The organism is Campylobacter sp. GB48, assembly GCF_049221845.1.
GTDB lineage: Bacteria > Campylobacterota > Campylobacteria > Campylobacterales > Campylobacteraceae > Campylobacter_D > Campylobacter_D lari_C.
Genome location: NZ_JBMJAR010000038.1, coordinates 1 through 2,244 on the forward strand (window position 1 = coordinate 1; position 2,244 = coordinate 2,244).

The following is a 2,244-nucleotide window of genomic DNA, read 5'->3' on the forward strand; positions in this document are numbered from 1 at the left end:
TATTGTATTTCTCTTATAAATACTTGTTTTGATAGTAAAGAAATAACATTGGATAATGATATTAGTAGGGTAGGATTAAATGATGCACTTAGTAAAAGAACTATTGATTTTGTAAATAGATTTAAACTTTTAAAACATCAGCCCAACACTACAAGTGGCTTTAGTGCTACTTTATTTGGAGAAAAAAGAAAACAAATTGATAGTAAAACTAAAGAAAAAATCTATACAAGTGAATATGGCTATATCAATTATATTTTAGCCATTAGAGGAATAGAGCCTAAGGAAGTCAAATAATGAAAAAGTTTCTTGCACCTAAAAAGATTATCTTAGTATTTATTACATTATTTGGAATTTATCTACTTGGAATCCCACTTTATTATACTCCTTATGAATTACAACCAAGTTATTGGAAGTTTAAGGAAATATGTGAGTTAGATATTACACCGCCTTCTAAAAAAAGAACAGAGAAAGCATTAAAATTATTTGGAGTTAATCCTGGTGATTTACAAAATAATTTAAAACTTGAGAATAATAATTATATTGCACGATTTAGATATGATACTGAGAGAATAAAAGCTCAGTTAAATATTAAAATGGATTTGGAAAAAAATATAATAGAAATCAATGAATCAGGCTCAATTTGGTATGATTGGAGACCCATGATATTAGGCAATGAAGGCAATATGGATTTTAGAGTTATGTGGAATAATTATATTACCTGTGGTAATATCTATATTAAAGAGATGCCAGAATGTTTTAAAGATAATAAGTTTATCTGTAATTTTAAGGAGGCAAAATGACAAATAAAGAGATAGTTGAAAAACTACGAGATAACGCTGAGTTAGCATGGGCTAGCTATGGATATTTTCACTATTTTTTAGAACAGCAAAGTAAATCTCACTTTCTTGTAATGCAAGATAGGCAAGGCAATGAAATTAGAGACGCTGACAATAAACCTAAAATTCAAGAAACTTACATTACGGATATTTTGAATACAAACTATAAAAATCATAGAGTTGTTGAATTTGTTCAGTTAGATAAAGAACAAAAAGAAATTACTATCAGCAAGCTCGATGGCGACTTCTCCCCACTCCAAGTTAAACAATTCTTTTCTCGCTATGATTTGTTAAAACATTGCTCTAATACGGGATCTGGCTTTAGTGCTACTTTATTTGGAGAAAAAAGAAAACAAATTGATAGTAAAACTAAAGAAAAAAGCTATACAAGTGAATATGGCTATATCAATTATATTTTAGCCATTAGAGGAGCAGAAATGAGTTCTTTTAAGATTTGTTTGTAGCTGATGCTTCTTTAGCTATGGGCTCTATACCCAAGGCACAATATGATGATATGATAAACTTTTATGAAACTTGTATTGAAGATTATCCACAAATCAAAGAAAAAGATTCTCTTACCATTACAGGACACTCTCTAGGTGGAGCTTTAGCACAAATGCTTGTCTTAAGTTTATGTGATGATAAAAATAGAAACAATATCAAAGCTTTATATACTTACAATGCACCTGGAGCTAGAAATATAATACCTCCTTATGATTATATAGTAAAACTCTTTGTATTTCACAGTAGAGAACAACAAGAAAGATTTATAAAAGAAGAAATAAAAAATATAGCAAATAGAGCAAGAGATTTAGGTAAGGATAATATCTCCTTAGAAAGTAAGATACAAGAGATATTACACAAGATAATCCAAGAGAAACAAAGTCAATACTATGGGATAATAATGAGTATTTCTACTCATACAACAATGATGGCACTCAATATTAATGCTATTCCTATTTTAGCAGATATTGCACCATATTATAGACAACTTGCTTATAATTATTGGCAATATTTTAAAGAAGATAGGAGAACACCTCAAAATTTTGAACTTAAAGGAGATGAAAGATATATATACAAACTCTCAATTCAAGATTCTATACATCATTGCGAATCAAGTAATAATGAATACAAAAACGAATGGTATATCGGCTCTCCTATATCAAAACTAGGGATTAAGCTAGGATTACACCAAGATAATCAATATAGTGATACAACGCTGCTTCATACAATCAATACAAGCTCTGGAATAACAGGAGATCACTCCATAATCCCCCTAACTCAAACTCTTTACTTCTACTCCTATCTTTTAGAATTAGATGCTAACCATAACAAAGTCAAAGATAAAAGTTTTAGTGAATGTATAGAGTATCTTAATCATTTTATGAAAAATATTCAAATATATACA

The 2,244-nt window shown here is 29.1% G+C and carries 3 protein-coding genes and 1 pseudogene; all 4 read left to right on the forward strand.

Features of this window, described 5'->3' with window-relative positions; genetic code table 11:
- Nucleotides 1-294, forward strand: a pseudogene (locus tag ACOTVC_RS08535) (hypothetical protein); the annotation flags it as partial.
- The gene (locus ACOTVC_RS08540; RefSeq protein ID WP_039626157.1) at nucleotides 294-800 is read left to right on the forward strand and encodes a hypothetical protein; all 507 of its coding nucleotides are present in this window, start codon (nucleotides 294-296) and stop codon (nucleotides 798-800) included. The pseudogene ACOTVC_RS08535 and the gene ACOTVC_RS08540, both read left to right, overlap by 1 nt.
- On the forward strand, nucleotides 797-1,300 hold the full coding sequence (locus ACOTVC_RS08545; RefSeq protein ID WP_421628328.1) for a hypothetical protein: 504 nt from the start codon (nucleotides 797-799) through the stop codon (nucleotides 1,298-1,300). Before ACOTVC_RS08540 ends, ACOTVC_RS08545 begins: the two co-directional genes overlap by 4 nt.
- 50 nt (nucleotides 1,301-1,350) lie before the next feature.
- On the forward strand, nucleotides 1,351-2,244 hold an 894-nt coding region (locus tag ACOTVC_RS08550; RefSeq protein ID WP_421628330.1), incomplete at its 3' end, for a lipase family protein.

Coding starts and splice junctions, on each gene's coding strand:
- ACOTVC_RS08540 (WP_039626157.1), top strand. CDS start 294: ATGAAAAAGTTTCTTGCACCTAAAAAGATTATCTTAGTATTTATTACA.
- ACOTVC_RS08545 (WP_421628328.1), top strand. CDS start 797: ATGACAAATAAAGAGATAGTTGAAAAACTACGAGATAACGCTGAGTTA.